Here is a 15,588-nt window from a genome sequence, read left to right as displayed (position 1 = left end):
TCCATCTCCATTGCGCGTGTGGCAACGACTACTCCTTAGAAGGCTTCAAGGCCAGCAATTCCACCGGCGCATCGATCTCCTCCTTGACCGTGCGCGTGACGATGTAGGTGAAGTAGCGTGCGATTCCGATTTCCCGGGCCAGCCAGCCGTCCACAAGCCGCTGATAGTGGTCGATGCCTGGGCTGACGACCTTGAGTATATAGTCGACGCCGCCGCCCACCGACCAGCAGGACACCACCTCCGGCGCCGCGCGGATCGCCCGCTCGAAGCGGTCGAAATCGGCTTGCCGGTGGTTGCCGAGCGTGACCTCTACCAGCACCTCGGCGATCGGCGCGATACCCCGCATGCGGATCCGTGCCCGGTAGCCCATCACTATGCCGGAGTCCTCAAGCTTCTTCAGCCGGTTCCAGCATGGCGTAGGCGACAGGCCGACGCGCTCGGCCAGCGCCAGCTTGGTGATCCGGCCGTCATTCTGGATCTCTTTGAGGATGCGCAGATCCGCTGCGTCGAGCTTCATGCCGCCCCTTGCCCTTCGGTCGGTCGAGACTGGATGTTTAAGCCCAAGCGCCGCATTTTCCAATTGTGAATTGTCATGATTTCGGCAAAGGTCAATTCATGACAATGTGGTACATCGATCGGCCCGCTCTGCGGCGGCCCTACTATCTGTCGCTCGCCGATCAGATCGGCCGTGCCATCGGCGATGGGCGGCTGGCGGCCGGCGTGCGGCTGCCGCCCCACCGGATCATGGCCGACGGGCTGAAACTCTCGGTCCAGACCGTCAGCCGGGCCTATGAGGAGCTTATCCGCCGGGGCCTCGTATCGGGGGAAACGGGGCGCGGCACCTTCGTGCGGGGCGACAAGCCGGAAGGGACCCTGCCCTACATTCCGGAGCGGCTGGGCGAGATCGTCGATCTGTCCATCCTCAAGCCGGTCTGCGAGACGATGCATGTGGAGCGCATGCAGGCCGCCCTGGTGGATCTGGCCGGCAGCCTGCCGCCGTCGACCGTCCTGTCGTTCCGCCCCAATGTCGTCTTCCCGCGCCATAAGGCCGTTGCGGTGGATTGGCTGCGCCATTGCGGGGTGTCCGTGGCGCCGGCCAACATCTGCCTGACGAACGGGGCGACGGCGGGCATGACCATCGCCCTGATGAGCGTGGCGGGCGCCGGCGGCGCGGTGGGGACGGAGGCGATCGGCCATCACACGCTGGTTCCGCTGGCCACCTATCTTGGGCTCAAGCTGACGGCGCTGGACATCGACGACGAGGGCATACTGCCCGACGCGCTCGACGCCGCATGCCGGCACGACGGCATCCGCGCGGTGTTCCTGCAGCCCTCCGTCATCGGCCCGACCGCGGCGCTGATGGGCGAAGGCCGGCGGGCCGCCATCGCCGCCGTTGCCCGCAAGCACGACATCGCCATTATCGAGAACGACGTTCTGGGACCGCTGATCGAGGACAGGCCACCGCCCGTCGCGGCTTTCGCCCCCGAGCGGACACTCTATGTCACCTCCTTCACCAAGACGGTGCTGCCCGGCCTTCGGACGGGATATCTGGCCGTGCCGGACAGGATGCTGTCGGCCGTGGTGAACCGGCACCTCGTGACCAACTGGATCGCCACGCCGCTGATCGCCGAGCTTGCGACGCGCTGGGTGGCCGACGGCACCGCCGTCGAGCTGGTGCGCTGGCAGCGGCAGGCCCTGCGGCAGCGTCAGGAGGTGGTTGCCGAGATGCTGGCCGGAATTCCTTACAAGGCCCACCGCGAAGGGCTGCATCTGTGGCTGCCGCTGGAAACGCCCGAGGCGGAAGAGCTGTTCGTGGCGCAGGCGCGCCTGCGGGGCGTTGCCGTTGCTCCGGGTCGCTCGTTTCAGATGGGTTCGATCCGGCAGCCTGCCGTGCGCGTGTCGGTCGGCTCGACCACGGAGGCGGAGCTGCGCACCGGGCTGAAGGTCATCGCAAACCTCCACCGGTCCGACCCGGAGCCGCTGCTGCTGGCGATCTGAAGCGGCGCGAGACTGGGCGGGGCCTGCACCAAAAATCGGCATCGCCAGCTAAATTGTCATGATTTGATTTTGTCAATTGACATGATTTGGTGCCGGTCTCATCGTTGCGTCACTCGATGGCCTCAATCAGAGGATGCTACGTGGCGTCACCGATCATCCAGTTCGAAAACGTGACCAAGCGCTTCGGTGAGCTGACCGTGCTCGACCGATTGAACTTCGATGTCATGCCCGGCGAGAAGATCGCGCTGATCGGCCCGTCCGGTTCGGGCAAGACGACCATCCTGCGCATTCTGATGACGCTGGAAGACCTGACCGACGGCCACATCAAGGTGGACGGGGACCATCTGTTCCACATGGGCGCCGAGGGTGCGCTGAAGCCGGCCGACGAAAAGCACCTGCATCGGATGCGGGCCAAGATCGGCATGGTGTTCCAGCACTTCAACCTGTTTCCGCACAAATGCGTCTGCGAGAACGTCACGTTGGCGCCTGTCCTGACACAGGGCGTCAAGCCGGCCGATGCAAAGAAGCGGGCGCTGGAACTGCTGGACATGGTGGGCATGGCCGACAAGGCCAAATCCATGCCGTCGCAGCTTTCCGGCGGGCAGAAGCAGCGGGTTGCGATCGCCCGCGCGCTGGCGCTCAACCCCCGCATCATGCTGTTCGACGAGGTGACGTCCGCGCTCGATCCCGAGCTGGTCGAGGAGGTGCTGAACGTCATGCGCCTTCTCGGACGCGAGACGGACATGACCATGCTGCTCGTGACCCACGAAATGAGCTTTGCCCACGATTTCGCGGACCGTGTCCTGTTTTTCGACAAGGGACGCATCGTCGAGTCCGGACCGCCGGACGCCATCTTCACCAACCCGAAGGAGGAGCGCACCCAGGCGTTCCTTCGCAAGGTCGTCGCCGCCGGCCAGCGCGTCTGAGCGTCGGTCGGGAAGTCATCGCATCGTTCGGCGTCGCGGCGGTCTTGCCGCGGCCGGACATGCTTCTGCCAACGGAGCCACACCCATGCCGAATGCCAAGATCCGCCGTGCCATCCTCGGTGTCTCGCTGAGCGCGCTTGCCCTGTCGGCCCTGCCGGCACAGGCTCAGGAGGCGCTCGACGCCCTGAAAGAGCAGGGCTTTGCGCGCATCGCCATCGCCAACGAGCCGCCTTTCACCGCCGTCAACCCGGACGGAAGCGTATCGGGCGCCGCGCCCGATGTCGCCCGCGCCGTCTTCAAGCGGCTCGGCGTCGACGACGTGGTCGCCTCGATCTCCGAATATGGCGCGATGATACCCGGCCTGCAGGCGCGGCGCTTCGACGCCGTGACCGCCGGTCTATTCATGAAGCCCGAGCGCTGCGCCGCCGTCGCCTATTCGGAGCCGGTCCTGTGCGATGCCGAGGCCTTCCTGCTGAAGGCCGGCAATCCGCATGGGCTGAAGTCCTACAAGGACATCGCCGACAATGCCGAACTGCGCATCGGCGCGCCGGGCGGTGGCACGGAAGAACGCCTGGCCCTGGAGGCCGGCGTGCCGCGCGACCGTGTCATCGTGGTGCCGGACGCGCAAAGCGGCCTGACCATGCTGCAGCAGGGGCGCATTGACGTCTATTCTCTGCCGGTCCTGTCGATCAACGCGCTGGTCAAGCAGGCCAACGACACCAGCCTGGAAGTGGTGGCCCCCGTGGAGGGCGCGCCGGTCTATTGCGACGGCGCAGCCTTCCGCAAGGACCAGACCGAGCTGCGCGATGCCTTCGACCGCGAACTGGCGGCCATCAAGGCGTCGGGCGAGTTCGCCCAGATCATCGAGCCCTATGGCTTCTCGGCGGAGGCGGCGATGTCGACGACGCGCGAAAAGCTGTGCGCCCAGCAATAAGCCCGGCTGAAGAAGAACTCCGATGGATATGTGGCTCGGCTATCTCCAGCTGATACTGGAAGGCGCGGTCGTCACCGTGAAGCTGACGGTCTATGGTTGTCTCTTCGCGTTGCTCGTCGCCTTCGTGGCCGGTCTGGGGCGCGTCTTGCAGCTCTGGTGGGTGCGGGCGCTGGCCACCACATATGTCGAGTTCTTTCGCGGCACGTCGATCTTCGTGCAGCTTTTCTGGGCTTATTACGTCCTGCCGCTGATGGGCCTGACCCTCAGCGAAATGCAGGCCGGCGTGCTGGCGCTGGGCCTGAATGTCGGCGCCTATGGCGCGGAGGTGGTGCGCGGCGCCATCCGTGCCATAGGCCGCGAGCAGCGCGAGGCCTGCGTGGCGCTCAACCTGACGCGCTGGCAGGCCATGCGCCACATCATCCTGCCGCAGGCACTGGTGATCATGCTGCCCACCTTCAACAACAACGCTATCGAGCTTCTCAAGGCGACGGCCATCGTGTCGCTGATCTCGCTGGCGGACATGACCTTCCAGGCGCAGGTGGTGCGGGCGCAGACCGGCAATACCGCTGTCCCCTTCATCACCATCCTCGTCCTGTACTTCGCCATGGCGTCGGTCATCACCGCCGGAATCCGGTTTCTGGAACGGCGGCTGTCCCGCGGCCTCGACGGCGTGAGGGCCTGACGCGATGGAATGGGATTGGAATTTCGTCTGGCAGATCATGCCGACCCTTGTCGCGGGTGCGAAGATCACCGTTGTCGCGACGCTGCTCGGCTTCGTGCTGGCGGCCGTGCTCGGCCTGGTCATCGCCGTCGCGCGGCGGTCGGCAAACCCCTGGCTGGCGCGCCCCGTTTCGCTGGTGGTGGAATTCATCCGCGGCACGCCGCTGCTGGTGCAGCTCTATTTTCTCTTCTACATCCTGCCGGATATCGGCATCACGCTGGCGCCGCTGGTTGCCGGCGTCATCGGCCTCGGGCTGCACTACGCCACCTACACGGCGGAAGTGTACCGCGCCGGCATCGAGAACGTGCCGCGCGGCCAGTGGGAGGCAGCCAAGGCCTGCAACATGACCGGCGGGCAGACCTGGCGCCACGTCGTGCTGCCGCAGGCCGTGGCGCCGATGGTTCCGGCGCTGGCCAACTACCTTATCGCCATGTTCAAGGAAACGCCGCTTCTGTCGGCCATCACCGTGCTGGAGTTGATGAACCAGGCGCGCTCGATCGCCAACTACAATTATCGCTACATAGAGCCGATCACGCTCGTCGGTGCCTTCTTCCTGGTCATCTCGCTCATCTCGGTCTTCGGCGTACGCTATCTCGAGCGGCGCTATGGAAAGGTCGCCTGACATGTCCGCAACGGTCCGTCTGGCCACCGCTCCACTGCAGTTCGATCCACAGCCGGTCGACAGGCGGATCGGCCTGATCCTGCTGGCGACGGACCTGACGAGCGAGCCCGACTTCGTACGCCTGGTGGCGGCGCCAGGCGTGGCCCTCCATGCCGCGCGGATTGCCTATGCCAACCCGACGACGCCGCAAAACCTTGCCGCTGCGGCGCCGCGCCTGTCGGAGGCCGCCGCCCTGCTGTTGCCGGACGAGAGCCTCGACGCGATCGTTTTTTCGTGCACCTCGGCCTCGGTCGTCATCGGCGATGCGGCGGTGGCGGACGCCATCGCGCTCGGCAAGCCCGGCGTGCCCGTGGTAACGCCGCCTCTGGCCGCGGTTCAAGGCCTGATGGCGCTCGACGCACGTCGTGTCAGCGTGCTGACGCCCTATACGGTCGAGACCAGCGTGCCGATGGCCCGCTACTTCGAGGACAAGGGGCTCGAGCTTGCCGGCTTTACCTGCCTGGGCCTGACGGATGACCGCCAGATGGCAAGAATAAGCCGGCAAAGTATTGTCGATGCCGCCGTGTCCGCAACGGCGGACGACGCGCAGGCGCTTTTCATCTCGTGCACGGCGGTCCGCTCGGCCGGGGTTATCGACGAGATCGAGGCGCGGATCGGCCGGCCGGTTGTGACCAGCAACCAGGCCAGTGCCTGGGCCGCCCTCAACCATTGTGGCCTGACGGCCGGGCCGCGCGCCGTCGGCCGGCTGATGCGTACTGCCATGCCGGAGGCCGCATGATCGCCCTTTCCGATATTCAGGACGCCCGCCGGCGTATCGCAGGAATCGTGCGGGAAACGCCCGTGGACCAGTCGGAAAGCCTGTCCGGGCGGGTTGGCGTACCGGTGTTCCTGAAGCACGAGCAACGGCAGATCACCGGTGCCTTCAAGCTGCGCGGTGCGGCCAATGCCGTGGAACGCCTGTCGGCGGCCGAGCGGGCGCGCGGCGTTGCGGCGGCGTCGACCGGCAATCACGGCCGGGCTCTTGCCTATGCGGCGCGCCGGACGGGCGCACGCGCCATCATCGCGATGTCCAGCCTGGTGCCGATGAACAAGGTGAAGGCGATCTCGGCGCTGGGCGCCGAAGCGCGCATCGTCGGTCGCAGCCAGGACGACGCGCAGCGCGAAGTGGACCGGATGGTGGCCGAGGAGGGGATCGTCTCCGTGCCGCCCTTCGACCACGCCGACGTCATCGCTGGCCAGGGTACGATCGGGCTGGAGATCCTGGAGCAGGCGCCGGAAGTGCAGACCGTGCTGGTTCCGCTGTCCGGCGGCGGGCTGATTGCCGGTATCGCCTGCGCGATCAAGGCGCTGCGGCCTACCGTGCGCATCCTCGGCATCTCGATGGAGCGGGGCGCGGCCATGGCGGCCAGCCTTCAGGCCGGCCGGCCCGTCGAGGTAGAGGAGCTGCCAACACTGGCCGACTCGCTCGGCGGCGGGGTGGGCCATGCGAACCGCTACACCTTCTCCATGGTGCGGGATCTGGTCGACGACGTGATCCTGGTGAGCGAGGCGGAGATCGCGGCGGGGATGCGCCACGCCTATCTCGAAGAGCGCGAAGTGGTGGAGGGGGCCGGCGCAGTCGGCATCGCGGCCCTCGTCGCCGGGCGGATACGGCCTTCCGGTCCGGTGCTGGCCCTTGTTTCGGGGCGCAATATCGACATGGACCTGCACCGCCGCGTGATAGCCGGCGCCGACGGGCTGGAGGACGCGGCCTGATGCCCGACATGCTGATCCTGACGGAGCCGGACCTGCGCACCCTGGTGCCATTGGACATCGATGCCATCGATACGGTGGAGCGCGCATTCCGCGCCCTTGCGGAGAAGGCGGTCGTGATGCCGCCGATCCTGCGCCTGGATGTTGCGGAGCATAATGGCGAGGTGGACGTAAAGACCGCCTATGTGCCCGGCATCGACGGCTTCGCCATCAAGATCAGCCCGGGCTTCTTCGACAACCCGAAACTGGGGCTGCCAAGCGTCAACGGCATGATGGTGCTGCTGTCCGCCCGCACCGGGCTGGTCCAGGCGCTGCTTCTCGACAATGGCTATTTGACCGACATTCGCACGGCGGCCGCCGGCGCGGTGGCGGCGCGCCATCTGGCACGAGCGGATGCATCCCATGCCACCACCTTCGGCGCCGGCATGCAGGCGCGTCTGCAGTTGCGGGCACTGGCCATGGTGCGCCCCCTGCAGGGCGCCACGATATGGGCTCGCGACGCCGCGCGTGCCGAGGCCGCCGCCGCCGAGATGACCGAGGCGATCGGTCTGCCGGTCGAAGCGGCCCGCGACCCGCAGGAGGCGGCGCGGCGCGCCGACATCATCGTCACGACGACACCGTCGCGGGTGCCGATCCTGCAGCGCGGCTGGGTGCGCCCCGGCACCCATGTCACGGCCATGGGCTCGGATGCCGAGCACAAGAACGAAGTGGACCCCACTCTCGTGGCAGCCGCCCGCTACGTCGCCGACAAGCTGGCCCAGACGCGCATTCTGGGCGAGTTGCATCATGCCATCGCGGCCGGCCTGGTGGCCGCCGACGCGCCCTTTCCCGAGCTTGGCGCTGTCGTCGCAGGGCAGGCGCCCGGACGCGCCGATGCCCACTCCATCACCTTCGCGGACCTCACCGGAACCGGTGTGCAGGATACCGCCATCGCCACGCTGGCCCATGCCCGCGCCAAGTCGGCCGGGGTGGGTACGCGCTTTACCAGCTGATCCTCCTTTCCAGGGTGCACCATGACAGAGCCGCAGCTCAATTTTACCCGCGCCGAATATGCCAGCCGTCTTCAGAAGACGCGCAAGGCCATGGCGGCCAAGGGCATCGACCTTCTCTACGTGTCGGACCCGTCCAACATGGCGTGGCTGACCGGCTATGACGGCTGGTCCTTCTATGTGCACCAGGGCGTCATCGTGCCCCCCGAGGGCGAGCCCGTCTGGTACGGGCGCGGCCAGGACGCCAATGGCGCAAAGCGCACGGCGTATCTGTCGCACGACAATATCGTCGGCTACGCCGACCATTACGTGCAGTCCACCGAGCGGCACCCGATGGACTACCTGTCCGAGGTGCTGCGCGAGCGCGGCTGGGACACGCTGACGATCGGCGTCGAGATGGACAATTACTGGTTTTCCGCCGCGGCCTACGCCGCGCTGCGCGAACATCTGCCTGGCGCGCGCTTCGTGGATGCGACGGCGCTCGTCAACTGGCAGCGCGCGGTCAAGAGCCCGCAGGAGCTCGACTACATGCGCATCGCGGCGAAGATCGTGGGCGCCATGCATAAGCGGATCGTCGATACGATCGAGCCCGGAATGCGCAAATGCGACCTCGTGGCCGAAATCTACGATGCGGGCACCCGCGGCATCGACGGCTTCGGCGGCGACTATCCGGCCATCGTGCCGCTGCTGCCTTCGGGGGCGGATGCCTCCGCGCCGCATCTGACATGGGACGACAGGCCCATGCGGACCGGGGAGGGCACCTTCTTCGAGATCGCCGGCTGCTACAAGCGCTATCACTGCCCGCTTTCGCGCACGATCTTCCTCGGCAAGCCGACGCAGGCCTTCCTGGATGCGGAAAAGGCGACGCTGGAAGGCATGGAGGCAGGCCTTGCCGCGGCAAGGCCCGGCAATACCTGCGAGGATATCGCCAACGCGTTCTTCGCGGTGCTGCGCAAGTACGGGATCGTCAAAGACAATCGCACCGGCTATCCGATCGGCCTGTCCTATCCGCCGGATTGGGGCGAGCGCACCATGAGCCTTCGCCCGGGCGACAAGACGGTTCTTCAGCCCGGCATGACATTCCACTTCATGACCGGCCTGTGGCTGGAGGACATGGGGCTGGAGATCACCGAATCCATCGCTATCACGGATACCGGCGTGGAGATCCTGGCAGACGTGCCGCGCCAGCTCTTCATCAAGGCATAAGGCCATGCTGATGACGCTCGACCTGCCTCCATCGCCCATCGTGCCCACCATCGACCTTGCCGCACCGGGGGTGCGGCACGGCTTCCTGCGCCTGCCGTACAGCCGGGACGATTCCGCCTGGGGCTCGGTCATGATCCCGATTACCGTCGTGGCCAATGGCGAGGGGCCGACCGCGCTCCTGACCGGCGGAAACCACGGCGACGAGTACGAGGGGCCCATCGCCCTGTTCGACCTGGCCCGCCGCCTGCGGCCGGAAGAGGTGTCCGGCCGCGTCATCATCGTGCCGGCGATGAACTATCCGGCCTTCCGTGCCGGCACGCGGACCTCTCCCATCGACAAGGGCAATCTCAACCGGACCTTCCCCGGCAGGCCGGACGGCACGGTGACGCAGAAGATCGCCGACTTCTTCCAGCGTCACCTTCTGCCGATGGCCGATATCGTCCTGGACTTCCACTCCGGCGGCCGTACGCTGGATTTCGTACCCTTTGCCGCCGCTCACATCCTGCCCGACAAGGCACAGGAGGCGGCCAGCTTCGCCGCGGTGGCGGCCTTCGGCGCACCCTATTCGATGAAGATGCTCGAGATCGATGCCGTCGGCATGTACGACACCGCAGCCGAAGAGCAGGGCAAGATCTTCGTGACAACCGAACTCGGCGGTGGCGGCACATCGACGGCGAACACGGTGGGCATCGCCCGGCGCGGTGTCGCCAACGTGCTGCGCCATGCCGGCATCCTGTCCGGCGAACCGGAGCCGGCGCCGACACGCTGGCTCGACATGCCGTCGGCAGACTGTTTCACCTTCGCCGAGCATGACGGGTTGATGGAGCCACTTGTCGATCTGGGCATGCCGGTGGAGCAGGGTGACGTCGTCGCCCGCATCCACAGCGTGGACCGCACCGGGACGGAGCCGGTCGACCTGCGTGCCGGCCTTTCGGGCATCCTTGCGGCACGGCATTTTCCAGGCCTCGTGAAGTCGGGAGATTGCGCCGCGGTCGTCGGCACGGTCTGACCCCGCACGTCACCGCCATCCAAATCCCTCTTGCCAAAAACATGAAAGTGTTTATCCACTTTACATATGGACAGGCACGGCGAAGAGGGCACCGATGATCGCATTGTCTCCAACCGCAATACTTTCTGTACTGGTTCCGATCAGCGCCGCAGTGGCGCTGGCCGGCTTCCGCTCGCGTATCCGGCCGGCCGATTACTGGCTGAGCCTGGACGCGATCCGGCGGGGCCATTTCGGCGAACCGGGGTGCGATGACAGCGACCGGGACCTAGTTTAGAAAAGTTCTAAACAGGGATTGCAAGAGGGAGCAGACAGGGCTACCTTGTAATCGTTCCAGAATTACAGGAGCGCCGGGTCATGCGCGAACGTCGTTGACCGGCCGGATCGGAGTTTAAGACCATGGGCCTGATCGCCGCAAAGATCGAACCGAATGCCAAGGAAGAAATCGTCAATGGCCTTACCCAGGCGCTGGCCGAGACGGCAATCGAGACGCTGAAGGCACAGAATTTCCACTGGAACGTCACGGGCTGGTCCTTCGGGCCGCTTCATGCGCTTTTCCAGGAAATCTACGAAGACCATTTCGAGGCGCAGGACCTTCTGGCCGAGCGCATCAAGGCCTTCGACGCCCATGCGGAAGGGCGCTACTCGGTCTATCTCGACCGCAGCGCAATCACCGAGCATGACGGCCACACCGACGCCAAGACCATGGTGGAGCTGCTTCTGGCCGACCAGGAGACCCTGTCGTCCACCCTGTCGGCCCTGGCGCAGGTTGCCGAGCAGCATGGCGACTGGGCCACGAACGATATGGCCACCGGCCGTATCGAGGTGCACGACAAGTTCGCCTGGATGCTGCGCGCGCATTTGAAGTCGACGGCTGCCTGAGCCGCGTCATCCGTCTTTACGATAAAAGGGGCGTCCTGCGGGGCGCCCCTTTTTTTGGCTCAACGTGCGATCGGGGCAGTCGGCTTCGGGCCGTCATCGGACGAGCCGCGCTCTCGCCACAGGGCCGGTATGGCCAGAAGCGAGATGCCGAAGATGGCGATGAGCGTCTTCGTGACCTCGCTGAATTCGGGCGTGCGCAGATCCACATAGATCAGGCCGTAGACGATGATGATGTGCCAGGCATAGACCTGCAGCGAGTGACGGCCGATCAGGCGCAGGAAAGACAGCGTCATCACATAGTGCAGGGCATTGGCGATCCACCGCACCGTGGCATTGCGATGCCTGGGCCCGGCAATCGCCAGCCATGCGATGCCGACGCCGGCCGCAACGAAATTCGCCAGATAGACGAGGCCGAAGGTTGCCCGGACCTCGAAGGGCATGAAGCTCTGCAAAAGTTCGTCCGACATGAGCCCATAGCCGGTCGCGACGCGCAGCGGCAGGAAGAAGAGGCAGATCACGAGCGCCGCAACGGGCAGGATGCTGCGATCGGGGCTGAAGATGCGATCCCAGGGAATCTTTTTCTGGGCGGTCATCGCGCCCATGATGACGCCGGAGAAAAACACGACCTGCCACGCCAGGACGTTGAAATGGGCGCGAATGCCGATCGGGCCGTCGCCGGCCAGCGCCTGGTCGATGGGCCCGGTCAGAACGGTATGAAGACCGAGCTGCGCGATCAGCCACGCCATGAAGGATATCAGCGCCACGACACCCCAGCGCTTGTGAAGGCACAGCCACAGCGCGAACGGCGAAACGAGCATGTACACGATGTACTGGGGCAGGATGTCCATATAGGTCGGCTGGTAGATCATCAGCATGGCCGAGATCACCCGCACCGGATCGGTGATCGACAGATCGCCCATCCAGGGCGACCACAACTCCGCCGCCTGCGGAAGCGTGGCGGCGGCCACGAGCAGGATCGCCAGGGCAACCAGAACATACACATAGAGCTGCCGAGCGCGCTTCCAAACCGCCTGAGCGCCGGCCATGAAGCCGCCCTTCAGCATCTTGCGGGCATAGACGAGGCCGACGAGCAGCCCCGACAGGAAAATGAACCCCTGAGCATCCTCGACGAAGGCGAGCTGGTTGTGGTTGAGTTTGACCAGCCAGTACCCGCCCGTGAAATTGAGATGGTTGATCATCATGAAGACGAGGAAATAGCCTCGCAACCCATCGATGAACCCGAGCCTGTTCATGTCTCTTCCAAGCAAATTTCAATCCAGGGTTGCGCATCCAAGCGCGGCCAGGTGCCGGAATTAGGGCTTCCAACTTGAAATTCGAGGGATGTCGGCCATCATCGTGCCCTGATTGGCCGCTTCCTGACTTGCCGGATGGCGGCGTAACGTCGCATGAGAAGTGTCCGCACACGCAACCAACCGATGGAACCGATGGCAAAGCTGAACCGACGGAATTTCCTTTATTCTTCCGCCGCACTCGCTGCCCTGGCGGCAGCGCCCGGTGCTTTGCGCCCCGCAGCCGCGGCGGCCGTCATGGGAGAGCCTTTCGAGTTCTCCTATGAGAAACTCGTGGAACGAGCGCGCGATTCCGCGACCAAGCCTTATGTGCCGCCGTACCGGCCCGATCCGGAAATCGTGCAGAAGATCGACTACGAGCAGCATGGCAAGCTGAAGTTCAAGACGTCGGACTCGCCCTTCGCCGGCAATGACGGGGCCTATCCGGCCACCTTCTTCCACCTCGGCCAGTTCTTCGGCAAGGCGGTGGCCATGCACGTCGTGGTCAACGGCCAGGCGCGGGAGTTCAAGTACTCGCCAGATCTGTTCGAGATGCCCGCCGATTCGCCGGCGCACGACCTGCCCGCCGATTCCGGCTTCGCCGGCTTCCGCCTGCAGGAGTGGAACGGCGCCGAAGATTGGCGCACGCAGGATTGGGTCGCCTTTCTGGGCGCCTCCTACTTCCGCGCCATCGGCGCCTCGGGCCAGTATGGCCTGTCGGCCCGGGGCGTGGTCATCAATGCCGCCGTCCCCGGCGTGAACGAAGAGTTCCCCGACTTCACCGAGTTCTATATCGACGAGGCGCAGGATCCCGCGCAGCCCGTCGTGGTCTGCGCCTTCCTCAACGGGCCCAGCATCACCGGCGCTTTCCGCTTCTACCTGACGCGCGGCCTGGATCGGCGGCAGGGCGTCGAGATGGATGTGGAGGCGGCGCTTTTCCTGCGCGAGGACATCCAGCGTCTCGGGCTGATGCCGCTGACATCCATGTTCTGGTATGGCGAGTACGGACGCGAGCGCCTCAACGACTGGCGTCCGGAAGTGCACGACTCCGACGGTCTCGCCTTGTGGATGAGCGATGGCGAACGCCTCTGGCGGCCGCTGAACAATCCGCCCTTCACGACGATCTCCTCGTTCAGCGACACCGATCCGCGCGGCTTCGGCCTTCTGCAGCGAGACCGGAACTTCGACCATTACCAGGACGGCGTCATGTACGACCGACGTCCAAGCCTGTGGGTGGAGCCGGTCGAGCCGCTGGGCGCCGGGCGCGTCGAACTTCTGGAGATCCCGACCGACGACGAGATCCACGACAATGTCGGGGCGTTCTGGGTTCCGGACGCGCCGGCAACGAAGGGGTCGCAGTACAAGCTGCATTATCGCCTGTTCTGGAAGGACAACGAGCCGCACCCGGCCGACAACATTGCCCAGACGGTCGCCACGCGGATCGGCCGCGGCGGCGAGCCGGGCAAGCCCCGGCCGGACAATGTCTTCAAGTTTGCGGTCGAGTTCGACCGTCCGTCCGTCATGACGCAGATACCCTACGGCGTGTTCCCGGATGTCAACGTCACCACCTCCAGCGGCACCGTGATCCGGCCGTTCGCCGAACCGGTGCCCAATGGCAATGTCTGGCGTGCGACCTTCGACCTGGAGATCGAGCCCGACAAGATTGCCGAGCTGCGCATGTTCATGGCGCTGGACGGCAAGCCGCTGACGGAGACGTGGCTTTACCAATTCGACCGGCGCAATCTCGTATCGCTCGGCTGATCGAAGGGCATTGACGACAAATCGCGGAGGGGCGGCACTGCCGCCCCTTGTCCTGTCTGCATGCAACAGGCGCGGCAGGCGCACAGATATTCAGCAGCCTTAAGACATTCTTAAGTATGATGTCCGGACTGTGGCCGGATTTGTTGACTTTTTGCAACGCAACAGGACTGCAAGCCCCTTCTCGATCATTGTGATTTGCGCTGCAGCAAAAGCGTGGCCATGTTCGGCTCATCAACCACTGATGAGTGATGTGAGCTTTGCCAACGCAGACTGTACGTTTGCGGGCCGTCTCGCGTACGCGCCCGTTTCTGGCAACGATCCTGTCCATGGGCTTCCTCATGGCGGCACCGGCCGTGCCCGCGCATGCGCAGGAGACGAGCGACCAGAAGGAAATCTCCGGACTTGTCGGGGCGCAGGTGGATATCGGCCGCCGTTTCGCGCGTGTTCAATCGCGCCGCCTGCATGAGCGGATGGAAGTCCTGCGCGATGCCACCGACCGCCAGACGAGTGGATACTCCATCCGCATCGGCACGTCGGATGGACGGGCCGACGAAACCGCGCTCGAACGGGAATGGCGCGAACTCGATTCCGAGCTGCCGGCCGCCTACCATGTGGATGACGCACCCTGGCGCGCGGACCGGCCCGATGAACTGCAGGCGCGGCGCCGCTTTACCGACGAGGGACATGCGCTGTGGTCGGCGGGCTCCGTCGATTTCGGACGACGCACCAACGGCATGATCGATCTGGACAGGACCAGCGTCGGGATCGCCTCGGGCTTCGACGCCGAGCTCTCCAGACAGGCAAGCCTGGGAATGGGCCTGAGCTTCGACCGCGCGATCGGCGAGGTGGGCTCGTTCGGAACGCGCGCCCGCGGGCAGGGCCTGGGCGCTGCCCTGTACGGCAGCTACAATCCCACCGCCTTTACCTTCATCGACGTGGCTGCCGGCGGCTCGTGGATGGACTTTGCCAATGCCCGCTACGCCGTGGACCCGCAGGATCTGCAGTATGGCTCGCGGGCTGCCGCACAGGGCTTCGGGTCCGTATCGGCGGGCTACGAGCTGCGCGATGACGGGTTTTTGCTGTCGCCCTATGGGCGGTTCGAAGTCTCGCACACCCGGTTCGACCCGATGGACCAGCGGATCGGCGAAACCGACCTGACCTTGGGCGAGCAGACGGTGGACAGCGTGCTGGCCATCCTGGCGGTGCGCGGCGAGTACACGATCGAACTATCCAACCTCGTCCTCAAGCCGGGGGCACGGGCCGAGCTGACGCACGAGGTTTCCGGCGCCAGCCGCGTCTCTCCGATGGCCGGCGGAGGGCTGGTCCTGCCGGATTTCTCGTCGGCGGGCATCGGCCGCGAGCAACTGACCGTCGCGCCCGGCATCAAGGCCGAATTCGGCGACGACTGGTCGGCCGGGCTGGAATACCGCAACGTCCTCAACAATGACGGACGCGACGAGACGATCAGCTTCCGGATCGGCCATTCGTTCTGATGCGGCGCC

15 protein-coding genes are annotated in these 15,588 nt (G+C 65.4%); 13 read left to right on the top strand and 2 right to left on the bottom strand.

What is annotated here, in order from left to right; all coding sequences use genetic code 11:
- Positions 1 to 28: 28 nt before the first annotated feature.
- Positions 29 to 517: an Lrp/AsnC family transcriptional regulator gene (locus AUL31_RS17735; protein WP_060609655.1), complete on the bottom strand. Its 489-nt coding sequence runs from the start codon at positions 515 to 517 to the stop codon at positions 29 to 31.
- Between the two features lie 98 nt (positions 518 to 615).
- Here AUL31_RS17735 and ehuR point away from each other — a divergent pair, with 98 nt between their 5' ends.
- The 11 genes from ehuR to AUL31_RS17675 all read left to right on the top strand — a co-directional run bounded on the left by ehuR (position 616) and on the right by AUL31_RS17675 (position 11,036).
- A complete protein-coding gene (gene ehuR, locus AUL31_RS17730) occupies positions 616 to 1,998 on the top strand; it encodes a MocR-like ectoine utilization transcription factor EhuR (RefSeq protein ID WP_060609652.1) in 1,383 nt (460 codons plus the stop codon).
- A gap of 140 nt (positions 1,999 to 2,138) precedes the next feature.
- A complete protein-coding gene (gene ehuA, locus AUL31_RS17725; protein ID WP_060609649.1) occupies positions 2,139 to 2,924 on the top strand; it encodes an ectoine/hydroxyectoine ABC transporter ATP-binding protein EhuA in 786 nt (261 codons plus the stop codon).
- A gap of 85 nt (positions 2,925 to 3,009) precedes the next feature.
- Positions 3,010 to 3,858, top strand: coding sequence for an ectoine/hydroxyectoine ABC transporter substrate-binding protein EhuB (ehuB, locus tag AUL31_RS17720; RefSeq protein WP_060609646.1), 849 nt, complete (start codon positions 3,010 to 3,012; stop codon positions 3,856 to 3,858).
- A 22-nt stretch (positions 3,859 to 3,880) separates the two neighbouring features.
- A complete protein-coding gene (gene ehuC, locus AUL31_RS17715) occupies positions 3,881 to 4,540 on the top strand; it encodes an ectoine/hydroxyectoine ABC transporter permease subunit EhuC (protein ID WP_060609641.1) in 660 nt (219 codons plus the stop codon).
- 4 nt (positions 4,541 to 4,544) lie between these two features.
- Positions 4,545 to 5,201 carry an ectoine/hydroxyectoine ABC transporter permease subunit EhuD gene (ehuD, locus tag AUL31_RS17710; protein ID WP_060609637.1) on the top strand — a complete coding sequence of 219 codons (657 nt, stop codon included), beginning with the start codon at positions 4,545 to 4,547 and terminating at the stop codon, positions 5,199 to 5,201.
- A gap of 1 nt (position 5,202) precedes the next feature.
- On the top strand, positions 5,203 to 5,979 hold the full coding sequence (gene eutA / locus AUL31_RS17705) for an ectoine utilization protein EutA (protein ID WP_073469412.1): 777 nt from the start codon (positions 5,203 to 5,205) through the stop codon (positions 5,977 to 5,979).
- Positions 5,976 to 6,956, top strand: a complete 981-nt coding sequence (eutB, locus tag AUL31_RS17700; protein WP_060609631.1) for a hydroxyectoine utilization dehydratase EutB — start codon at positions 5,976 to 5,978, stop codon at positions 6,954 to 6,956. Before eutA ends, eutB begins: the two co-directional genes overlap by 4 nt.
- A complete protein-coding gene (gene eutC, locus AUL31_RS17695) occupies positions 6,956 to 7,945 on the top strand; it encodes an ectoine utilization protein EutC (RefSeq protein ID WP_060609628.1) in 990 nt (329 codons plus the stop codon). The genes eutB and eutC overlap by 1 nt, the downstream gene beginning before the upstream one ends.
- A 21-nt stretch (positions 7,946 to 7,966) precedes the next feature.
- A complete protein-coding gene (gene doeA / locus AUL31_RS17690) occupies positions 7,967 to 9,148 on the top strand; it encodes an ectoine hydrolase DoeA (protein ID WP_060609625.1) in 1,182 nt (393 codons plus the stop codon).
- 4 nt (positions 9,149 to 9,152) lie between these two features.
- Complete coding sequence (doeB, locus tag AUL31_RS17685) at positions 9,153 to 10,157, top strand: N(2)-acetyl-L-2,4-diaminobutanoate deacetylase DoeB (RefSeq protein WP_143190285.1); 1,005 nt, start codon at positions 9,153 to 9,155, stop codon at positions 10,155 to 10,157.
- A 396-nt stretch (positions 10,158 to 10,553) separates the two neighbouring features.
- Positions 10,554 to 11,036, top strand: coding sequence for a Dps family protein (locus AUL31_RS17675; RefSeq protein WP_060609617.1), 483 nt, complete (start codon positions 10,554 to 10,556; stop codon positions 11,034 to 11,036).
- A gap of 59 nt (positions 11,037 to 11,095) precedes the next feature.
- Here the strand turns inward: AUL31_RS17675 and AUL31_RS17670 are convergent, their stop codons facing one another.
- Positions 11,096 to 12,289: an OpgC family protein gene (locus tag AUL31_RS17670; RefSeq protein ID WP_060609614.1), complete on the bottom strand. Its 1,194-nt coding sequence runs from the start codon at positions 12,287 to 12,289 to the stop codon at positions 11,096 to 11,098.
- A 192-nt stretch (positions 12,290 to 12,481) separates the two neighbouring features.
- On the opposite strand from AUL31_RS17670, the gene AUL31_RS17665 reads away from it, so the two are divergent.
- Both AUL31_RS17665 and AUL31_RS17660 read left to right on the top strand, forming a co-directional pair.
- The gene (locus AUL31_RS17665) at positions 12,482 to 14,086 is read left to right on the top strand and encodes a glucan biosynthesis protein (RefSeq protein WP_073469459.1); all 1,605 of its coding nucleotides are present in this window, start codon (positions 12,482 to 12,484) and stop codon (positions 14,084 to 14,086) included.
- Positions 14,087 to 14,343: 257 nt separating this feature from the next.
- Positions 14,344 to 15,579 (top strand): autotransporter outer membrane beta-barrel domain-containing protein, encoded by a 1,236-nt coding sequence (locus AUL31_RS17660; RefSeq protein ID WP_143190284.1) that lies wholly within the window; start codon positions 14,344 to 14,346, stop codon positions 15,577 to 15,579.
- Positions 15,580 to 15,588: the final 9 nt, after the last annotated feature.

It is taken from the genome of Aureimonas altamirensis, assembly GCF_001463885.1.
Taxonomy (GTDB): Bacteria; Pseudomonadota; Alphaproteobacteria; order Rhizobiales; family Rhizobiaceae; genus Aureimonas; species Aureimonas altamirensis.
This window is presented reverse-complemented; position numbering and strand designations above follow the sequence as displayed.

Bases quoted from the DNA above. Each gene is read 5' to 3' on its own strand.
- AUL31_RS17735 (WP_060609655.1), bottom strand. From the start codon at position 517: ATGAAGCTCGACGCAGCGGATCTGCGCATCCTCAAAGAGATCCAGAAT.
- ehuR (WP_060609652.1), top strand. From the start codon at position 616: ATGACAATGTGGTACATCGATCGGCCCGCTCTGCGGCGGCCCTACTAT.
- ehuB (WP_060609646.1), top strand. From the start codon at position 3,010: ATGCCGAATGCCAAGATCCGCCGTGCCATCCTCGGTGTCTCGCTGAGC.
- ehuC (WP_060609641.1), top strand. From the start codon at position 3,881: ATGGATATGTGGCTCGGCTATCTCCAGCTGATACTGGAAGGCGCGGTC.
- ehuD (WP_060609637.1), top strand. From the start codon at position 4,545: ATGGAATGGGATTGGAATTTCGTCTGGCAGATCATGCCGACCCTTGTC.
- eutA (WP_073469412.1), top strand. From the start codon at position 5,203: ATGTCCGCAACGGTCCGTCTGGCCACCGCTCCACTGCAGTTCGATCCA.
- eutB (WP_060609631.1), top strand. From the start codon at position 5,976: ATGATCGCCCTTTCCGATATTCAGGACGCCCGCCGGCGTATCGCAGGA.
- eutC (WP_060609628.1), top strand. From the start codon at position 6,956: ATGCCCGACATGCTGATCCTGACGGAGCCGGACCTGCGCACCCTGGTG.
- doeA (WP_060609625.1), top strand. From the start codon at position 7,967: ATGACAGAGCCGCAGCTCAATTTTACCCGCGCCGAATATGCCAGCCGT.
- doeB (WP_143190285.1), top strand. From the start codon at position 9,153: ATGCTGATGACGCTCGACCTGCCTCCATCGCCCATCGTGCCCACCATC.
- AUL31_RS17675 (WP_060609617.1), top strand. From the start codon at position 10,554: ATGGGCCTGATCGCCGCAAAGATCGAACCGAATGCCAAGGAAGAAATC.
- AUL31_RS17670 (WP_060609614.1), bottom strand. From the start codon at position 12,289: ATGAACAGGCTCGGGTTCATCGATGGGTTGCGAGGCTATTTCCTCGTC.
- AUL31_RS17665 (WP_073469459.1), top strand. From the start codon at position 12,482: ATGGCAAAGCTGAACCGACGGAATTTCCTTTATTCTTCCGCCGCACTC.